This window comes from Acinetobacter sp. YH12068_T (assembly GCF_024606005.1).
GTDB classification, from domain to species: domain Bacteria; phylum Pseudomonadota; class Gammaproteobacteria; order Pseudomonadales; family Moraxellaceae; genus Acinetobacter; species Acinetobacter amyesii.
The window spans coordinates 470,679-484,935 of sequence record NZ_CP094555.1 but is presented as its reverse complement, the minus strand read 5'-3'; the positions used below and the strand labels follow the sequence as shown (position 1 = coordinate 484,935).

The window sequence follows — 14,257 nt, the reverse complement described above, 5'->3', positions numbered from 1 at the left end:
TCATTTTAGGCTGTAAGTTTCTAGTAAATTACTGCTAAAATATTGCCCATTCTTAAAATCCCCTTTTTGACCTCCGCAGCTGCACAATTCAATTGATTGAATTGTCTGTCAGCCACGTATGGTTATTGATTTTCATAAAATTCCTTTAGGAGCCTACATGACGGTTCAAACCTTCATCCCCAATAGTGCCCAAGCTGCCCCAGATAACACTGTTACCCAGCCACAGCACACCCCAGCTCAAGATGGAACAGTGAAAAAACTGTACATCGAAACGCAAGGGTGTCAGATGAATGAGTATGACAGTCAACGTATGGGCGACCTTTTAGGTGATTCTCACGGCTATGTGCTGACAACCGATCCAAAAGAAGCGGATATTCTCCTGATGAATACCTGCTCTATCCGTGAAAAAGCACAAGAAAAAGTATTTTCTGAGTTAGGCCGCTGGCGCAAGCTGAAAGAAAAAAATCCTGACTTGGTGATTGGTGTTGGTGGCTGTGTTGCCTCTCAGGAAGGTGACAACATTCAAAAACGCGCACCGTATGTAGATATGGTGTTTGGTCCACAAACCTTACACCGTTTACCGCAAATGCTTGATCAACATACTGAGCAAGTGGTCAAACCAAAAAAAGAAAAAATTCAGTTGGTGGATATTTCATTCCCTGACATTGAAAAATTCGACTTTTTACCTGAACCGCGTGTAGAAGGGTTTAAAGCCTTTGTCTCGATTATGGAAGGCTGCTCAAAATACTGTTCTTTCTGTGTGGTTCCTTACACACGTGGAGAAGAAGTATCACGTCCACTGGATGATGTATTGGCTGAAATTGCCACTTTAGCTGAAAAAGGCGTACGTGAAATTTCATTACTCGGCCAAAACGTGAATGGCTACCGTGGTGAAACTTTTGAAGGGGAAATCTGTACCTTTGCAGACTTATTACGTTTAGTTGCTGAGATTCCAGGGATTGGTCGTATTCGTTACACCACATCGCACCCGCTTGAATTTAACGATGACTTGATTCAATGCTACCGTGACTTACCGCAAATGGTTTCTCACTTGCATCTACCGGTTCAAAGTGGTTCGAATGACGTTCTACAAGCCATGAAACGTAACCACACGATTGATGTATATATCGATAAAATTGCTAAATTACGTCAAGTTCGCCCTGATATGCATTTATCTAGCGACTTTATTATTGGCTTCCCGGGTGAGACTGACGAAAACTTCGAAGAAACTTATCAATTTATCCAAGATATGGACTTCGATCATTCATACAGTTTCATCTACTCAAAACGTCCGGGTACTCCTGCCTCAGAACTTGAAGACACAACCCCTGAAGATGTGAAAAAAGAACGTCTTGCAAAAGTTCAACAATGGATTAAACAATCCAGTATCGATAAAACTGATGCAATGCTTGGGACCATTCAACGTGTCTTGATTGAGTCTGTTTCAGACAAAGATCCGAACTTGCTGATTGGTACTGCAGACAATACACGTTTGGTTAGCTTTATCGGTGATCCTGCATGGGTTGGGCGTTTTGCAGAGATTGAAGTGACAGATATTAAAACTTTGAAGTTTGTTTACGGTGAACTCTTGAATCTTGAGCCTGACGTGGCGTAATGTAAGCTTAATCGTCAGACCAATTTAAAGGAATTCTCTTGACTGCAGCGATTCGACGTACTGTAACTTTTGCTGGTATTCCACTTGACCGTTTACAAAGCATGCTCGGTGCCTATAACGGTCATCTCAAACAAATTGAACAACGTTTAGATGTCAAAATTTCTCATCGTGCAGATGCTTTTTTTATTGATGGGGAAATCGATGCGGTAGAGAGAGCCGAAAGTCTCCTTCACCGTCTTTATGAAGAGTCCGAAACCAATCTACAGATTAGTGCGGACATTTTACACATGATGATTCAAGGCAGTCAGACTGACCGCGAAATTCAGGAAGATTTTTCTGAAAATGAGCATACCGGTTTAGACAATGTTTATCTACAAACCCGTAAAGGTCGGATCAATCCACGTGGTGCCAATCAAAAACGCTATGTACAGCGTATTTTACAAAGCGATATTTCATTTGGTATCGGCCCAGCGGGTACAGGTAAAACTTATCTCGCGGTCGCCGCTGCTGTAGATATGCTAGAACGTAATGAAATTCAGCGTATTTTATTGGTTCGCCCTGCGGTTGAAGCAGGTGAAAAACTGGGTTTTTTACCCGGTGATTTGAGCCAAAAAATTGACCCTTACTTACGTCCTCTCTACGACGCTTTGTATGAAATGCTGGGTTTTGAAAAAGTCGCAAAACTGATTGAACGTCAAGTGATTGAAGTTGCACCACTCGCCTACATGCGTGGTCGTACCTTAAATCATTCTTTTGTGATTTTAGATGAAGCACAGAACACTACCCCTGAACAGATGAAAATGTTCCTCACCCGTTTAGGCTTTGGTTCTCGAGCGGTGATCACGGGCGACATTACACAGGTCGATTTACCTCGTGGTCAACAATCTGGTTTGGCACATGCCTTACGTGTGATTGAAAAAATTAAAGAAATTCATATTACTCGCTTCCACTCTCGTGACGTGGTACGTCATCAATTGGTTCAAAAAATTGTTGAAGCCTATGAGGGATGGGACAGCGAACAACATCGCCTCACAGCTGAACAACGTGCGGAACGTAAAGCACGTCAGGAAGCCTTGGTGGCGGACAATGATGCTAAAGCTGATGGGCAGCATCAAGACGAAAACATTTAAGGATTCATTTTGAAACTTAATCTCTCTTTGCAGCAAAATTTTCAGTCACCTGAATTGGTGGTGAAACGTGCGCATATCAAAAAAGTCGTGGAAACGGCTTTACGTCATATCGATACACAAAGTGATTGTGAGATCGGTATTGCATGTGTAGACAATGACGAAAGCCACAAATTGAACTTGGAATATCGTGGTAAAGACAAACCGACTAATGTGTTGTCTTTTCCGAGCGATCTCCCCGATGAAATGGCTGCAGTTTTAGACTCATTTCCGATTGGCGACTTGGTGATTTGTATTCCTGTGGTTCTTCGTGAAGCACAAGAACAAAGCAAAGCACCCCTGACCCACTTTACGCATATGCTGGTACACGGTACGTTGCACCTCATGGGCTACGACCATGAAACCTCTGATGAAGATGCTGAAGAAATGGAAGCTTTGGAGATCGAGATTTTAGCCAAATTGGGGTTTGATAACCCTTATCTGGAAAGAGATTAAGAACCAAAAAAGCGAGCTCCGGCTCGCTTTTTTTATCGTCATAAAAAACAAGGAAGGAAAGATATGCAATATGTCGTGATTTTTAAAGCACGCATTCGTACGCTTGATGAGCTGTATTTTTCGACTGCACAGCAGCTTAGAGACAAAGCCTTGACACACTTTAACTATCAACATTTTGAAGCGCTGACAGAGGGTGAGCATGAAATCGCCCTTTCCTACTGGAATACATTAGAAGACATTCGAGCTTGGCAACAAGATGCACAACATCTGGTCGCGCAGCAATTGGGGAAAAACCAATGGTATGCGAGTTTTAGCGTCGAAATCTGCGAAGTTTTGCGACGCAATCACAACTGATTAACGCACCTCAAACTCTGCTTCTGCAGGATCGAAGCGCCAAGTACGTACAATACGAAGTTCTGAGATGTCTTTCATTTTGGCATCAAACAAACCAAAAGGTGCCGCCTTACGCACAGAGGTTTTTGCTGCTTCATCCAATAAGCTTGAACCTGAACTTTCGATCAAACGAATGGCACGAATCCCGCCATTACTGTTCAAAATAACCATTAAGCGTACTTCACCGCGGAGCTGCTGCTGTTTTGCCGCTTCAGGATAATAACGGTTGCCATAAAACTCGACTTTTTCGCGGAATTTTTCCATATAGGCCGCAGAAACATCTTGCTTGGCTTGAATACCATCAATGGTTTTAATTTTTTGCTGACGGCTAAAGTTTTGTTGGCGTTGTAAATATTGAGCTTCGATACTCGCCACCATCGCAGCCTTGGCCTGAAACTGACTATTCAACTCCTCAACGGCTTTTTTGCGACTGTTTTCTTCCGCTTGTTTTTGCCAACTCAAGGTTGTCATCAACACTTTGTCTTCAAAGCTCAGCTCTTTCTTTTGTTGCAGTTGTTCTAAAGCTTCGCTTTTTTGCTCCCCGGCTTTTTGTTCGATCATCGGTGCAGGCATGTCACTCGACATACGATGTGACTCACGGAATGTCCCTGAGCCCTGCTGATCGGCTTGTGCTAAAAAGTCTGCATGTTCAATTTTTTCCGTCGTAGAACGTAAAGAAACTGCAATTTCTTTGGTGTTATAATCCGCCTCTTGGGGCATGGAAAATTGCATGGTTAAAAAAGCCAAATGCAACACAGCAGCAAACGCCAATGCAGTTGCAAATATGGGATCTTTCCACCACTCTTTCATCAAGGGCATGAACGTTATTTTTTTCAGCATCACATTAAACCGACAATTTGCCGCATTCCCCAAACTGCTTAAAACAGTATAAAATAAAACTCGTATTCATTTTTTGATGAAAACGAGAAATCCATCAACACATAGATAATGCACAATTAAAATCATGAAAATGGTGCAATTTATTTTGCTAAACTGCAAGATCAAAACCTTGTGTTTTTATAGAAATCGACAAGATAAACATCGTTAAAAAACATAATTTGTCAGGATGCACTTCTTATGCAAACGCTAGTTTCCAATATCGCTAAACGTATACGCCAAGTGTACCAAAAAGCTGAAGGATTTATTGAAGATGAGCGTGAATTCCCAATGTCTCAAGTGTTTTTAAATGCGACATTTCAGCGCTTTGTGACCGATAATGTGAAAATGCTCAAAGACTTGCATGCTGACCTGCATGATGACTGGCTTCGACTGTATGCCACATTGGATTATAACGGGCTGATCATAACACTCTCTGTCGATTTAAAACTGGTACAGATGGAACTCAACAAACAAACCCAATTGATCGTATTTGAACAAATTAGTGATACACAAGTGATTGAAGCGAAGTATCCAAATGTTCTGTATAAGATGGGCGTGCGCATGGCGTTATGGTTCTATCAAAAAGTACTCAACCAAGATCCATTGGGTATGATTTTGGAAAAGCTCAATGTGATCAAAGTTAAAGATGATTTACTGTATTTAGACCTGAATCGCTGGCTCGGTAAAAGTCGATCAATTATCGACACACTGGGCAAAGTCCATGTCAACCATGCTGTTTTACGTGAGGCCGAATTGGTGGTGATTGGTAATGTTAATTTAACCGCATTGTTCACCAAGATGTCGCAAGAACGGATTGAAGACTGGGATGATTCAAATTTAAAAGATGATGAAGTCACGCCAATTAAACAAAAGGAAAGCTAGACTTATCCTGTACTTAGATATCTTGAGCCTATAAAACGCTACACAATATATACATTAGGCACGGATTTGTGACGTGATTCTCCACAATCCAGCCGCATAATAAACATATCAGGTGGTTTAGCCCACCGCACTTCTATTGAATAGGAAAACCATACTTATGGCACATTCAGTTTTGAAAAATTTAGGTCTTGTTGCTGGGGTATCGACTACACTGCTTTTGACTGGTTTCTCAAGTCAGTCATTTGCCATGAGTCCATTCCAAGCAAGCTACCAGTTTAATTACAACGGCAAAAACTTGGGTTCTGCAACACGTACCCTAAAACAATCTGGGAATAACTGGACCTATGTTTTCGCAGCAAAAGCTGGTGCGATGGCCTCTGCAACTGAAACCAGTCGTTTTAGTTTAAATGGCAGCCAAATTCACTCGAACAGCTTTAGCCGCAGCAGCAAAATTTTGGTGCACAACAACACCATGAACATCAATTTCAATGCTGGCGCAAAAACCATTAATACCAAAAAAGATGATAAAGCGCGTTCATTTGCGTGGAAATCAGGTGTGTTAGATGAACTCAATGCTGAATTGCAAATTCGTGAAGATTTAAAAAATGGTGGTTTGAAATCGAATTACTACATTGCCGATGCCAAAGAGGTTGAAGCTCGTAAGTTCGTGAAACAAGGCACTGAAAAAGTGAAAACCACTTATGGAACTTTTGACACCGTGAAAGTCGTGATGCGTCATGACAAACCAGGCCGTCAAACGACTTTCTGGTTAGCGCCAAAACTAGATTATCTACCTGTCAAAGTTTCCCACCAAGACAATAAAACCTCTTACGGTTTATTGTTAACGGGCTATAAAGGTGCAACAAATTAATTGATTTGATCAATTTCGCTTGCATTTTTCACGGTGCTTTTTAAAATACGCTTTTGCTTTAAAAAGCACCTGCCCCTCGAGGATTCTCCCGTGCACGCTCTGGAACAGAAAATCTTAGCTGAAGGTATCGTTCTCTCTGAAGAAGTTCTGAAAGTCGATTCTTTCCTGAACCACCAAATTGACCCTGTGATGATGCAGCAAATTGGTCAAGAATTTGCCCGTCTTTTTAAAGATGCTGGCATCACAAAAATCATTACGATTGAAGCATCAGGTATTGCACCTGCAGTAATGGCTGGTCTTGAACTTGGTGTTCCTGTGATTTTTGCACGTAAATATCAATCTTTGACCTTAAAAGATGATTTGTATCGCTCAAAAGTGTTTTCTTTTACCAAACAAACTGAAAGCACGATCGCGATTTCTAAAAAGCACATCAATGCTGAAGATAAAGTTTTAGTGATTGATGACTTCTTGGCCAATGGTCAAGCGGCTTTAGGTCTTGCAGATCTTATTCATCAAGCAAGTGCTGAAGTATTGGGTATCGGTATCGTGATTGAAAAATCATTCCAACCTGGTCGTGATATTTTGCTTGAAAAAGGTTATCGCGTTGAATCATTGGCACGTGTGAAATCGCTGGCGAATGGTACAGTTGAATTTGTTCGTGACTAGTTTGCGTTCAAAAGAAAAAAGAACACATCAGGTGTTCTTTTTTTTTCTAAAAATTTGCCATTAAGATGACATAAAGCGCACTTTTTAACGCCTTAGTTACAAGCAGACAAAACATCGGTGTGCAAAACTCGATAAAATTCAGGAAAATCGTCACATTTGATCGAATGGGTCAACTACTCATCTGTCAAATTACATTATGCTGCACCATAAATTCGGCCACTTTATTTTTTAAGGCTATGGAAAGTTATGAATACAGAAGATCAAAACATGGAACCGACAATTAAATGTCCAAAATGTGGATCAACCCATATTGAAAAGCGTAACCATGAACAAAACTTACAAAAAATTGGTGGGGTCTTACTCAGTGGTGCAGGAACTGCTGCAGGGACTGTCGGTGGTGCGGCATCTGGCGCATCTATTGGTGCTGCGATTGGTGGCGTGACTGCTGGCCCACTTGGCGTGATTATGGGCGGAACCATCGGGACTTTTGTTGGTGCAATTAGCGTCGGTATCACAGGCGGTTTTCTCGGACACCGTTTTGGTAAAAAAGCCGGCGTGATCGTCGATCAAAATATATTTTTAGATTACCAATGCAAGGCCTGCAAACAACGCTTTGAAGTTGAATCTCAACCTGAAGATGCAGCAAAAACTGAAGATCAAGACTAATTTTGATTGCTGCTAAATTAAATAAGAGCGTTTCTACGCTCTTTTTTAATAGGTTATTGTTTTTCTAATATGTATTTCTAGTCTATTGAAATGCTATTCGAAACCATGGCGAATCAATTATTTTGAAACATCAGTTAAAGATTTTGAGTCCACTTTAACTTGATCTTGTTTCGCTAAAAATTCTTTTTCTTCGGCTTTTTCTCTTGCGGGAAATCCATACTGTGTAAACTGGCATTGCCGTACACAAGGAAGATGCAGCCAATACGGAACACAGGAAAGTCATTAGAAAATTAACAATAGACATCACACACCCCAAAGAGGAAATTTAAATACAAATCATGTAATCAAAAAATAAAAATAACGCGCCCAAAGACAGAGCAATATTCGACTCGAAACCATCACTGAGCAGGCTGTATTTAAAAACTTTCAATATATTGTTGATATCATTTATTTTTAATATTTCAGGAATAGTTCGACAGATTTATTTTTATATTTTGGTCGGTATACAACGTCATAAATAAAAAGACGTCACACGTAAAAAAGCAAGAAAAGTGCAATATTTAAACCTTTTCTTGCTCGTTCGCTACAAAGTCTGCGTAACTTCCTAGAACAAGTAAGTATCAAATCAACTTTTTGACCACTTCGCCTAGGCGTTTACCCTGCTCTTCACATAAGTTTCGCTCATCTTGACTCAATGACTGATCATGGCGCGGACCACTGACATGGCTTGCACCATAGGGCGTACCACCCGTTTTGGTATTCGATAATGCAGGATGGGCATTACTTAAACCCATAACCATCATTCCATGATGGAACAAAGGCGGCAGCATGGTCAGCAAAGTACTTTCCTGTCCGCCATGCATTGAACCTGAACTGGTAAACACACAGGCAGGTTTACCATGCAATGCGCCATTGAGCCAAAGCGCTGTGGTTTGATCCCAGAAATATTTCATTTCCGACGCCATATTGCCAAAACGTGTCGGTGAACCAAGGGCTAAACCTGAACAATGCGCTAAGTCATCTAAGCTACAGTAAATATCGCCTTCGGCAGGAATACTGGGCTGTACGTCAGTCACCACGGTGGATAAATTTGGAACGGTACGTATTTTTACCGCCATCCCAGACGCTTCAATTCCATTGGCAATCAAATGTGCCATCTCACGTGTTGAACCATATTTGCTGTAATACAGCACTAGTACATAAGCTTGCGTCATTTTTATAAATTCAATGAAAAAAGAAAACTATACGGTATTTTTCCTATTTTTTGGTTAAGCTAAGTGATGAAAATTGCATAAACATGACTAAAATAACTCGAGACTTGAACGAATGATCGAAGCATTTTTAAAAAAACTTCCCTTTTACGACAAGAAATGGTTTCAGTTTGTTTTATTTGTCATTCGACGTTTTGAAGCCGATCGCTGCCGTGAACAAGCAGGATCATTAACCTATACCACCTTGTTTGCAGTGGTACCCATGTTGACCGTATTCTTGGTCATCATCTCCTCAATTAAAGCTTTAGAACCTGCTCGTCAACAGCTTCAACAATTAATTTATAGTAATTTCCTACCGAAAACGACGATTGCTTTCGATAAAGCACTGAATGCATTCACCGATAAATCCAGTAACTTGACCGTGATAGGTGTACTGTTTTTATTCATTACCACAGTTATGATGCTGACCAGCATTGAGACAGTATTTAACCGAATTTGGCGGGTGCGTGAGACACGTGGCGGCATTATAGGCTTTATGCGCTATTGGACCATTATTTCATTAGGCCCAATCTTACTGGGTAGTGCATTTGTTGTGTCATCCACTGTGGCCTCTATGAATGTCCTCAGCAATAATTTTGCCGGCTATGAACTGGATGGGGCTTTTCTGCTGTGGATCTTGTCTTTTTCATTGACTATTTTAGGTTTTTTCATTCTGTATTGGACGATTCCCAACCGTAGTGTGCCGATTAAGGCCGCGCTGATCGCGGGTGTCTTTAGTGCGGTGGTCTTTGAACTGCTCAAAAACCTCTTTGGCTTTGTCATGTCAAATTTCACCAGTTATCAAATCGTTTATGGTGCATTTGCTGCGGTGCCAATTTTCCTGCTTTGGATATTCCTTTCATGGAATATCGTGCTGATTGGGGTAGAAATTAGTTATGCACTGACCGCTTTCAATTCGGGCAACGACCAAAAACGCCATCCTGTGATTATGTTGATGGATTTGCTGGAATTATTTTATAAAAAGCAAAAACTCGGTCAGAGCGTGACAGAAAAAGAAGCGCTTGAGGTTTTAGGGCGTGACGAAATCGGCCGCCTGCCAAGCTATATTTTATTGTTTGAAGAGCAACACCTGATTAAACGTACAGATGATGATCATTATGTTTTAGTTCGTAATTTAACCCAAGTGGACTTTTGGAGTTTTTACAGTAAGCTTCCTTACCCACTCCCTAAACGCCAAGATTTAGGTCGCGTCGATCCAGATGATGTTTGGATGGAAAAAATTGGACCGCAACTGGTCGAATCGGATGATTATCTTGCGGCCAAACTCTCGATTCCGCTTGCGACTATTTTTGAAGAAAAATAACTGCACATAAAAAGGAGAGCCGTAGCTCTCCTTTTTTATTTATACATGTTCTTAGATCGCTGTACGCTGACGTCCCATCAATTTAGCTAACCATCGATGCAAGGTTACCGTCATCACCCCGACCATTACTAAGGCCGTCCCCAAGATAAAGTTCAGTTCAATCGTTTCGTTTAAGATCAATACGCCAAAGACCAGTCCAAAGATTGGGGTAAGGAATGAAAAAACGCCCAGACCATTGGCCAGATATTTACTTAACAGCCAAAACCAAAGCATCAGGCTAAAAAATGAAATAATGAGCACATGAAAAATCATACTGCTGATGGACAACACCGTCCAATGTACAGTCATTTGTCCTGTCAGCCACGCCACGGGTAATAAAAATACACAACCACCAACCAACTGATAAAACAAGGTCTGAGTCGGAGGTGCATCAGAGAGTTTGGTGAGTCTTAATGAAATGGTGGTCAAGGCCCACATCACCCCAGCAAGTAATGCCATCGCATCACCCAACAGGGCTTGAGTGTTGACTGTAGTACTACTTTCACGTCCCATAAACGACAGTACTATTCCTGAAAAGGCAATAAAAATACCGACCCATTGGATCACTGTGAGTTTTTCTTCAGGTAACTTCCAATGTAAACCTAATGCCACGAATATCGGTGCGGTATAGAGCAAGACAACGGTATGTGATGCAGAGGTATAGCGCAGGGATTCTGCCACTAAAATAAATTCGGCTGAAAATAAAAATGCCAACCAAATACCCGGCAGCAAGTATTCGCGTGTATATAAATGTGTTCCCGGCTTGAGACGAATCAGTGGAAAGACCAACAGCGCAGCCAAACCCGATCGAATGGCAATTTGCATGATCGGCGCAATATCAACCGCGGCCAATTTCAAAATGACCTGCTGAATCCCTAAAATCATGCACAAAATAATCATCAGGCCAGAAGCTTTTGCATCTAGCGCCTTACGCTGTTCCACACTATTTACTCGACAATACGACAAGCAACACTATAGAACTGTCAGAAATAAAATATATACTTCAAAATAGACAAGTGATCTTCTTATTCAGGCAAAATTTCTTATGGGTCATAAAGCTCGTGCAGATCATACGCAGTTGCAACAACTTCCCACCAACGATGAAATTCAAGCAGCGCTGTGGATCAGTTTTCGTGACGATCCTGCACTGTCTGTTTATCCCGTCCATGGGCATGCTTGGGGCGAGTTTGTCTATGCCTTTAATGGCGTGATGGAAGTGAACATCAATCAGATAGACTATATTACTCCACCGCCTTATGGCATCTGGCTTCCCCCACATTTAGAACATAGTGGTTTAAATCGTACAGCGGTTTCACATGGAACCTTATATGTACATGAATCGCTATGTACTCACTTACCGAAACAACCAGGGATTTTACTCAGCTCACCTTTAGTTACAGCGATATTCAGCCATTTGCGTCTGTTGCATCAACAAGCCGATCTCATGGAAAATACGGCCGAATATCAACGCTTACTCCATGTGATCTTAGATCAACTGCATCAAGCCAAATTGGTCAGTAGCTATTTACCGCATTCGGAACACCCTGCCCTCAAACAACTGCTTGATTATTTACATCAACATCCTGCGGATCAGAGCGCGCTTGAGCAATTAGCACAGCAGATAAACATGACAGAACGTACTCTAGCGCGTTATTGTCAAAAAGAACTTGGGATGTCCCTGCATGAATGGCGACAACGTCTCAAAGTCATGAAAGCCATGTCCATGCTCAACGCAGGCCAAACCGTCGAAAATATTGCCTTAGAACTTGGCTATGCCAATGCCTCAGCGTTTATAAATATGTTTAAAAAATGGATGCTTTGCACCCCAGATCAGTTTAGGAAATCCGCTTTAAAGCCCTAAATGTGTTTAAATTTAGCTATAAGTGTCTCTATAAAGTGATTCAACAATCCGTTAAGATCAAAAAATCTACGAAAAATGATAATAATTCCATTTCAAATGAATAAAAAAACCATTTTAGCGCTGTGTTTATCTGCCGTATTTTTAATGGCTTGTAGTTCCAAAGAACAGCGTGAATTTAAATCCGCGCTCAAAATAGCTCAAAGTGGTGATGCGACCGCACAAATGAAAGTGGGTGATTTATACCTCAGTGGAACGGGCACAGAACAAAATATCGAACAAAGTGTACATTGGTACAAAGCTGCTGCGGATTAAGGCACTACGGACGCATTCGCATGGTTGATGACCCAAGCTTATCAAGGTAACCCGCATGCAGATCAAGTGATTCGAAAGATGCAGCAAGATGGCAATATTTTCCTTGCACACTGGGTGCTAGACCTTGCAAAAAACACCCAAGATCCTGCTGCTGAATATACCGTTGGTTGGATGTACGACACTGGAAAAGGCTTAATTCAAGATAAACACCAAGCGCAAATTTGGTATGAAAAAGCAGCCAAACAAAAGAATGTCGAAGCGATCAAAGTCTTGGGAAATCAACACTATTTTTCTGAACATCCTTCGTCAACACCCGACAAAGCAGCTGAATATTTAAGCTATGCCGCAGAACAAGGGCAAGATGCTGACGCGGCGATGAAAATGGCACATTATTATCATTATGACATTCGTGATGGTGAAAAAGCGCGACAATGGTATGCCAAAGCAGGTGCATTGGGAGACACCGACTCAAAGTATATGGCCGAGACCTATGAAGCATGGAAAGAGACAGGCCCTTTACAACCCAATGAACCACCGCCAAGCAGTCATGAATAGGTCAATCAAAAAAGGCTGCATTAAGCAGCCTTTTATTTATATTTAGCCCACAGATTATTTGACAAAGGTTGTCCAGATATAATCCTGATTTTTTCCTTTCAGCGTCATTTTCAACTGCTCACCTGACTGTAGTGCCGCGACACCTGCAGGCGTACCTGTCATGACCACATCACCCGCTTCAAGACTAAACACTTGGCTAATATCTGCCAACAAAGTACCCACATCAAAAATCAGCAATGCAGTATCACCGTTCTGACGCAGTTCATCATTGACATGCAAGGTGTAATGCACATTTTTCCAATCTTGAACCACCTCTTGGACATCGACCCAATCCGCAAGGATACAAGAACCATCATAAGCTTTGGCACGTTCCCACGGCTGACCTTTTTTCTTTAAGTCATCTTGTAGATCACGCAAAGTCAGATCTAGGCCCAAAGTCAAAGCTCCAACTGCTTCTAAGGCTTTGAGAGGATCAGTTTCAGCCGATAAAGGACGATCAATACGTAAACTTAATTCGCATTCATAGTGACAACTGCCCCATGCAGGATTCCATGAGATGCCTTGGTCTAATGCGGTTAATGCACTTGGCGGCTTCATAAAAAGTACAGGACGGTCAGGAATTGCATTGCCTAATTCTTTGGCATGATCTGCATAACTACGACCGACGCAAACAATTTTAGATGGACGTGACTGCATACTACTCCCTCTTTTGTTATGAATAGATTGTCTTAGTGCTGAAAAGTATTGGTAAAAATCGCTTGGTCCGCAGTATTTTTAAATGCACTTTTCGGCACAATAATCACGGTTTTATTTTTCAGTTCAAGCATATAGGTCAATTTGCCTTCAGCAAAATTTGCCACTTCAGCATAATGAAAGACATTCTTACGACCATTGGCATGAATTTCTGCATAGTCTTGAAATAAATCAATACCTTGTTCACTTTTGCCTAATTGGTATTTTACAAACTGGCGTTTAAACATCATCGGTAAAAACCAATAACGCATGATGCCTTGAAGGAGTAAAAAGAAAGCACCCAGACCAACATAGTAGGCACCGACACCATTTACACCTAAGTAAAAACCCCAGATGATAATCCCAAGGCTAATGGCTGGCGTTAAAAAACGCGTAAATTGCTTTTTGCCAAAAGTTGCTAGTGCAAAACCATCCTGTGATTCTTCTAGATTTAAAAAATAGCGCAGCGATAATGCAGGTAGATTTTCAGACATAAGCGTATGAATATTTAAAAATGAATTGCGCTAAATACTACACCACAATTCAAACTTGCTTCATGCTTTTTAATGGTCGGTTGTAACACATCACTA

General features: G+C 41.3%; 17 protein-coding genes. 12 read left to right on the top strand and 5 right to left on the bottom strand.

Going from position 1 to position 14,257, the window contains the following annotated elements; genetic code table 11:
- The first annotated feature begins 157 nt into the window (after nucleotides 1-157).
- The 4 genes from miaB (at nucleotide 158) to MST18_RS02395 (ending at nucleotide 3,591) form a co-directional block, all read left to right on the top strand.
- Nucleotides 158-1,615: a tRNA (N6-isopentenyl adenosine(37)-C2)-methylthiotransferase MiaB gene (gene miaB / locus MST18_RS02410; RefSeq protein ID WP_180106954.1), complete on the top strand. Its 1,458-nt coding sequence runs from the start codon at nucleotides 158-160 to the stop codon at nucleotides 1,613-1,615.
- 38 nt (nucleotides 1,616-1,653) lie between these two features.
- Nucleotides 1,654-2,745 carry a PhoH family protein gene (locus tag MST18_RS02405; protein WP_180103026.1) on the top strand — a complete coding sequence of 364 codons (1,092 nt, stop codon included), beginning with the start codon at nucleotides 1,654-1,656 and terminating at the stop codon, nucleotides 2,743-2,745.
- A gap of 9 nt (nucleotides 2,746-2,754) precedes the next feature.
- Nucleotides 2,755-3,237: an rRNA maturation RNase YbeY gene (gene ybeY, locus MST18_RS02400; RefSeq protein ID WP_078192431.1), complete on the top strand. Its 483-nt coding sequence runs from the start codon at nucleotides 2,755-2,757 to the stop codon at nucleotides 3,235-3,237.
- A 63-nt stretch (nucleotides 3,238-3,300) separates the two neighbouring features.
- Nucleotides 3,301-3,591: an antibiotic biosynthesis monooxygenase gene (locus tag MST18_RS02395; protein WP_180133487.1), complete on the top strand. Its 291-nt coding sequence runs from the start codon at nucleotides 3,301-3,303 to the stop codon at nucleotides 3,589-3,591.
- Here the strand turns inward: MST18_RS02395 and MST18_RS02390 are convergent, their stop codons facing one another.
- Nucleotides 3,592-4,449: an energy transducer TonB gene (locus MST18_RS02390; RefSeq protein ID WP_213032932.1), complete on the bottom strand. Its 858-nt coding sequence runs from the start codon at nucleotides 4,447-4,449 to the stop codon at nucleotides 3,592-3,594. It lies immediately after the preceding gene.
- Nucleotides 4,450-4,707: 258 nt separating this feature from the next.
- Between MST18_RS02390 and MST18_RS02385 the strand changes: the two genes are divergently transcribed.
- From MST18_RS02385 to MST18_RS02370, 4 genes are all read left to right on the top strand, one after another.
- Nucleotides 4,708-5,391 carry a hypothetical protein gene (locus MST18_RS02385; protein WP_078192433.1) on the top strand — a complete coding sequence of 228 codons (684 nt, stop codon included), beginning with the start codon at nucleotides 4,708-4,710 and terminating at the stop codon, nucleotides 5,389-5,391.
- 157 nt (nucleotides 5,392-5,548) lie between these two features.
- Nucleotides 5,549-6,262, top strand: coding sequence for a DUF3108 domain-containing protein (locus tag MST18_RS02380; RefSeq protein ID WP_180010540.1), 714 nt, complete (start codon nucleotides 5,549-5,551; stop codon nucleotides 6,260-6,262).
- 90 nt (nucleotides 6,263-6,352) lie between these two features.
- Complete coding sequence (locus tag MST18_RS02375) at nucleotides 6,353-6,928, top strand: xanthine phosphoribosyltransferase (protein WP_078189246.1); 576 nt, start codon at nucleotides 6,353-6,355, stop codon at nucleotides 6,926-6,928.
- 267 nt (nucleotides 6,929-7,195) lie between these two features.
- On the top strand, nucleotides 7,196-7,594 hold the full coding sequence (locus tag MST18_RS02370) for a hypothetical protein (protein WP_180010554.1): 399 nt from the start codon (nucleotides 7,196-7,198) through the stop codon (nucleotides 7,592-7,594).
- A gap of 620 nt (nucleotides 7,595-8,214) precedes the next feature.
- On the opposite strand, the gene wrbA is transcribed toward MST18_RS02370, so the two are convergent.
- A complete protein-coding gene (gene wrbA, locus MST18_RS02365) occupies nucleotides 8,215-8,808 on the bottom strand; it encodes an NAD(P)H:quinone oxidoreductase (RefSeq protein WP_078192437.1) in 594 nt (197 codons plus the stop codon).
- 112 nt (nucleotides 8,809-8,920) lie between these two features.
- Between wrbA and MST18_RS02360 the strand changes: the two genes are divergently transcribed.
- Complete coding sequence (locus MST18_RS02360) at nucleotides 8,921-10,168, top strand: YihY family inner membrane protein (protein WP_180131864.1); 1,248 nt, start codon at nucleotides 8,921-8,923, stop codon at nucleotides 10,166-10,168.
- Nucleotides 10,169-10,219: 51 nt separating this feature from the next.
- Here the strand turns inward: MST18_RS02360 and MST18_RS02355 are convergent, their stop codons facing one another.
- Entirely contained in the window at nucleotides 10,220-11,149 is a 930-nt protein-coding gene (locus MST18_RS02355; protein ID WP_257250196.1) for a DMT family transporter, read from the bottom strand.
- 103 nt (nucleotides 11,150-11,252) lie between these two features.
- Between MST18_RS02355 and MST18_RS02350 the strand changes: the two genes are divergently transcribed.
- The 3 genes from MST18_RS02350 (at nucleotide 11,253) to MST18_RS02340 (ending at nucleotide 12,935) form a co-directional block, all read left to right on the top strand.
- The gene (locus tag MST18_RS02350; protein ID WP_180133486.1) at nucleotides 11,253-12,068 is read left to right on the top strand and encodes a helix-turn-helix domain-containing protein; all 816 of its coding nucleotides are present in this window, start codon (nucleotides 11,253-11,255) and stop codon (nucleotides 12,066-12,068) included.
- Between the two features lie 96 nt (nucleotides 12,069-12,164).
- Complete coding sequence (locus MST18_RS02345; RefSeq protein WP_180133485.1) at nucleotides 12,165-12,380, top strand: SEL1-like repeat protein; 216 nt, start codon at nucleotides 12,165-12,167, stop codon at nucleotides 12,378-12,380.
- A gap of 27 nt (nucleotides 12,381-12,407) precedes the next feature.
- Nucleotides 12,408-12,935 carry a tetratricopeptide repeat protein gene (locus MST18_RS02340; RefSeq protein WP_180133484.1) on the top strand — a complete coding sequence of 176 codons (528 nt, stop codon included), beginning with the start codon at nucleotides 12,408-12,410 and terminating at the stop codon, nucleotides 12,933-12,935.
- A 54-nt stretch (nucleotides 12,936-12,989) separates the two neighbouring features.
- On the opposite strand, the gene MST18_RS02335 is transcribed toward MST18_RS02340, so the two are convergent.
- Together MST18_RS02335 and MST18_RS02330 are read right to left on the bottom strand one after the other, a co-directional pair.
- On the bottom strand, nucleotides 12,990-13,631 hold the full coding sequence (locus MST18_RS02335) for a fumarylacetoacetate hydrolase family protein (RefSeq protein WP_180055992.1): 642 nt from the start codon (nucleotides 13,629-13,631) through the stop codon (nucleotides 12,990-12,992).
- Between the two features lie 32 nt (nucleotides 13,632-13,663).
- The gene (locus tag MST18_RS02330; RefSeq protein WP_111885932.1) at nucleotides 13,664-14,161 is read right to left on the bottom strand and encodes a YcxB family protein; all 498 of its coding nucleotides are present in this window, start codon (nucleotides 14,159-14,161) and stop codon (nucleotides 13,664-13,666) included.
- Between the last annotated feature and the right edge of the window lie 96 nt (nucleotides 14,162-14,257).

What these genes read in the sequence shown, in the direction of transcription:
- MST18_RS02340 (WP_180133484.1), top strand. Translation starts at nt 12,408, where the DNA reads ATGACCCAAGCTTATCAAGGTAACCCGCATGCAGATCAAGTGATTCGA.
- MST18_RS02385 (WP_078192433.1), top strand. Translation starts at nt 4,708, where the DNA reads ATGCAAACGCTAGTTTCCAATATCGCTAAACGTATACGCCAAGTGTAC.
- MST18_RS02350 (WP_180133486.1), top strand. Translation starts at nt 11,253, where the DNA reads ATGGGTCATAAAGCTCGTGCAGATCATACGCAGTTGCAACAACTTCCC.
- miaB (WP_180106954.1), top strand. Translation starts at nt 158, where the DNA reads ATGACGGTTCAAACCTTCATCCCCAATAGTGCCCAAGCTGCCCCAGAT.
- MST18_RS02380 (WP_180010540.1), top strand. Translation starts at nt 5,549, where the DNA reads ATGGCACATTCAGTTTTGAAAAATTTAGGTCTTGTTGCTGGGGTATCG.
- MST18_RS02345 (WP_180133485.1), top strand. Translation starts at nt 12,165, where the DNA reads ATGAATAAAAAAACCATTTTAGCGCTGTGTTTATCTGCCGTATTTTTA.
- MST18_RS02335 (WP_180055992.1), bottom strand. Translation starts at nt 13,631, where the DNA reads ATGCAGTCACGTCCATCTAAAATTGTTTGCGTCGGTCGTAGTTATGCA.
- MST18_RS02370 (WP_180010554.1), top strand. Translation starts at nt 7,196, where the DNA reads ATGGAACCGACAATTAAATGTCCAAAATGTGGATCAACCCATATTGAA.
- MST18_RS02395 (WP_180133487.1), top strand. Translation starts at nt 3,301, where the DNA reads ATGCAATATGTCGTGATTTTTAAAGCACGCATTCGTACGCTTGATGAG.
- MST18_RS02390 (WP_213032932.1), bottom strand. Translation starts at nt 4,449, where the DNA reads ATGCCCTTGATGAAAGAGTGGTGGAAAGATCCCATATTTGCAACTGCA.
- wrbA (WP_078192437.1), bottom strand. Translation starts at nt 8,808, where the DNA reads ATGACGCAAGCTTATGTACTAGTGCTGTATTACAGCAAATATGGTTCA.
- MST18_RS02360 (WP_180131864.1), top strand. Translation starts at nt 8,921, where the DNA reads ATGATCGAAGCATTTTTAAAAAAACTTCCCTTTTACGACAAGAAATGG.
- MST18_RS02330 (WP_111885932.1), bottom strand. Translation starts at nt 14,161, where the DNA reads ATGTCTGAAAATCTACCTGCATTATCGCTGCGCTATTTTTTAAATCTA.